The sequence below is a fragment of the Brachyspira sp. genome (assembly GCF_050873525.1).
GTDB lineage: Bacteria > Spirochaetota > Brachyspiria > Brachyspirales > Brachyspiraceae > Brachyspira.
Window position 1 is genome coordinate 1 of record NZ_JBNMIZ010000249.1, and the last position, 3,480, is coordinate 3,480.

A 3,480-nucleotide genomic window follows, 5' to 3' on the forward strand; every position below is an offset into this window, starting at 1 on the left:
AATATATACTGACTATAAATCAATACTTTAAATAATTTATTATATTGTTTTTTTGTAAATTTAATTTAAAATACAAAAATTAAGGAAATTATTATGACAAATATATTAGTTATCGGACTCGGATTAATCGGCGGTTCTCTCGTTAAATCTTTAAAGAGTAAAAATAAAAATTCTAAAAAAAATGATTATAGAATTTGGGCGATAGATAAAAATAAAAAAAATATAGAATCGGCTTTGAAAGATAAATATATTGAAAAAGGTTTTTATAATTATTCGAATATAAAAGTCGCTTTCGATTTTGCGGACATTATTATAATTTGCACGTTTCCTTCGGTAGCTTTGAATATTATAAAAAAATATAAAGATTTAATAGACGATAAAAAAATATTATCCGATTTCTGCGGAGTGAAAAAAGATATTTTCGATTCCGTTTCAAATAAAAAATATGTCGGACTTCATATTATGGCGGGAAAAGAAAAAGGCGGTTATATCAATTCTTCCGAAAGTTTATTCAAAAATTCAAACGCTATAATTTTGTCGAACGATAAAGCTAAAAAAGAAGATATAAAAAAAATAGAAAAATTATCGAAAGACATAGGCTGCGAAAAAATCATTTTCTCTACGGCGGAAAAACATGATTATATGATAGCTTTCACAAGTCAGCTTATGCATATTATCGCATGTTCGATAGTAAATCATAATCAGTTTTTAGAATCGTTGGGCTATGAGGGAAACAGTTTGAGCGACCATACGAGAGTCGGAACTATAGACGCAAATATGTGGAGCGAATTATTTTTATATAATTCAAAATATTTATCCGACTCGCTTTCGGAATATATAAACCGTTTGGAAGATTTTAAAAAGGCTTTGGATAAAAAAGATATTGACGAATTAAAAAAATTAATGATTAATTCAAATAAAATAAAATCAAAATGGCTTAAAATAAAACGGCGATAAAATATGATTATAGATATTCTAACATTATTTCCAACATTTTACGAAAGTCCGATTTCAGTCGGAATTATAAATAACGCGATAAAAAATAAAAAAATAAATTTGAATATAGTCAATATGCGAAATTTCGGGGAAGGAAATTATAAAAGATGCGATGATTATCCTTACGGCGGCGGACCGGGAATGATTTTGACTTACGATATATTTAAAAAATATTTTGAAAATAATAATAAAGGCTATACGATAATTTTTTCTCCTTCGGGCAAAACTCTTAAACAAAAAAAAATAAAAGAACTTTCGCAAAAAGAACATATAACGATGATACTCGGACATTATGAGGGAATAGATTATAGAGTTGAAAAAAAATTCGCTGACGAAAGCATAAGCATTGGAGATTATGTTTTAAGCGGAGGCGAGATTCCAGCGCTTTTGCTTATAGACGCAATTTCAAGATATAAAGATATTTTGAATAATAAAGATTCGGTTTATAGCGACACTTTTGAAAAAAATTCTTTCGGACTTTTGGAATACGAACAATATACTCGCCCCGAAAAAATTGACGATATGGAAGTTCCGAATATTTTGATTTCGGGCAATCATAAAAATATTGAAGAATATAGAAGAGCCGCGAGTTTAATAAAAACTTTTAAAAACAGAGCGGATATGTTTTCGGAAATTAAACTTTCAAAAAAAGATTTAAATATTATTTTTGATTATCTTATAAATAACAAAGACGATGCATAATTACATCGCCTTTAAGTTTATTCCTGCATTAAACATTTTATTTTTCAATATATGCATAATTAAATCTATATCTTCCCAAAGGATTAAATATTGCGCCTTTCAATTTTGGGCTTATCATAAAAGGGTCCATTCTATAAATAATCGGTATCACGGGCATATAATCGAATAATATATCTTCCGCTTTATGCAAGGCTTCCATTCTATCTTTTTCATTTTGAGTTTTTGCTGCAAACTCCAATAAATTATTAAACTCTTCGCTTTCAAATCCCGTGTGATTTACAGCGCTTGATTTTGAAAAGAAATTAAGCATAGCCATAGGGTCGCTGAAATCGGCAGTCCATCCCGTTCTTGCCAAATCGTAATCTTTTTGAATCATAGCCTGATAAGTCGCGTTATATTCTTCCGATTTAATCAATATATCTATTCCCAAATTATTTTTATACATTTCCTGTATAGCTTCGCAAATAACGGTAAAATATCCCGGCGTGCTTCTCACTTCCAAAACTGGAAAACCTTCTCCGTTTGGATAGCCCGCTTCCGCAAATAATCTTTTCGCTTCTTCGACATTTTTTTGATAATTATCAATATCGATATAATTACCGCCGTTTTCTCTAAAATCTTTTCCGTCATAGTCTTTCATTCCCGTTGCAACGAAAGCTCCAGCTGGTATTTGATTCATTTTTATAACATTCGATATTATATAATTTCTATCGAAAGCGAGAGACAAAGCCCTTCTTATATTTTTATTTGTCAAAACTCCTTTTTTGGAATTAATTTCTAAAAAATATATTCCGTAAGCTGGTTCTTGCAAAATATAATTTTCTTTTATTAAAGAAGGTATTTCTCCCATCGGCGCTTCTATAACCGAAAATTGTAAAGAACCGTTTTTCATCGCGGCAAGCGCAGTGTTGGAATCGTCCATTATAAGAACGGTTATTTTTTTTGCTATAATTTCGTCTTTAGCATAATAATTTGGATTAACTTCCATAACTATTTTTTCATCGGTTTTTCTTTCTGTCATAATATAAGGTCCGTTTACTATATAGGTTTCTGGTTTTCTGCTCCATTCGTCTCCGAACGCTTCCACTATATCTTTTCGCACGGGAAAATAAGGACTGCTAACGGATATATATTCCAAAAAATAAGGGGCGGGATTTTCCAAAATAATTTCCAAAGTATAATCGTCCAAAGCTTTAACTTGCAAATCGTCAACTTCCGCATTTCCGCTTATTACCAAACTTGCATTTTTTATAACATTAAGCATGTGAGAATAAGTAGCCGCGGTTTTAGGATTAGCCGCTCTCTTTATTGCGTATTCAAAGTCTGACGCCGTGACTGATTTTCCATCGCTCCATTTCGCGTTCGTTCTTAAATGAAAAGTATATTTGAGTCCGTCCGCAGATATATCCCAACTTTTCGCCATTCCCGCTACCACATTATCGGCGCTGTCTTTTTTAGTCAAACCTTCAAAAAAATGAATCATATAAACCGAGCCAAAACTTAAAGAATTCAAAGTCGGGTCCAATGTTCTCGGTTCGCCTCCCAAAGTTATCGCTATCTCTCCATCGGCAAAAGAATTTAAATTTTTTGCTTCTTGATTATTAGCACAGGAAACGAAAACTAATAAAAATAAAGCAGTTAATAAAATAATTAAATTTTTCATTTTTAATATCCTCTTTTAAAATTTTTAATTTTTTATTTAAATTTAATCGGCAGTAATTTTATTTTAAATTTTTATAATGTCAATATTTTTTTAATCCTATTATTAAGAATATTTTATAT

At 30.4% G+C, this 3,480-nt stretch carries 3 protein-coding genes; 2 read left to right on the top strand and 1 reads right to left on the bottom strand.

Annotated features, from left to right (window positions below):
- Positions 1–93: 93 nt before the first annotated feature.
- Positions 94–957, top strand: a complete 864-nt coding sequence (locus tag ACR0QS_RS12040; protein WP_432633697.1) for a prephenate dehydrogenase — start codon at positions 94–96, stop codon at positions 955–957.
- A gap of 3 nt (positions 958–960) precedes the next feature.
- Positions 961–1,698, top strand: coding sequence for a tRNA (guanosine(37)-N1)-methyltransferase TrmD (gene trmD / locus ACR0QS_RS12045; RefSeq protein ID WP_432633698.1), 738 nt, complete (start codon positions 961–963; stop codon positions 1,696–1,698).
- 37 nt (positions 1,699–1,735) lie between these two features.
- Here the strand turns inward: trmD and ACR0QS_RS12050 are convergent, their stop codons facing one another.
- Positions 1,736–3,361 (bottom strand): peptide ABC transporter substrate-binding protein, encoded by a 1,626-nt coding sequence (locus tag ACR0QS_RS12050; RefSeq protein ID WP_432633699.1) that lies wholly within the window; start codon positions 3,359–3,361, stop codon positions 1,736–1,738.
- Between the last annotated feature and the right edge of the window lie 119 nt (positions 3,362–3,480).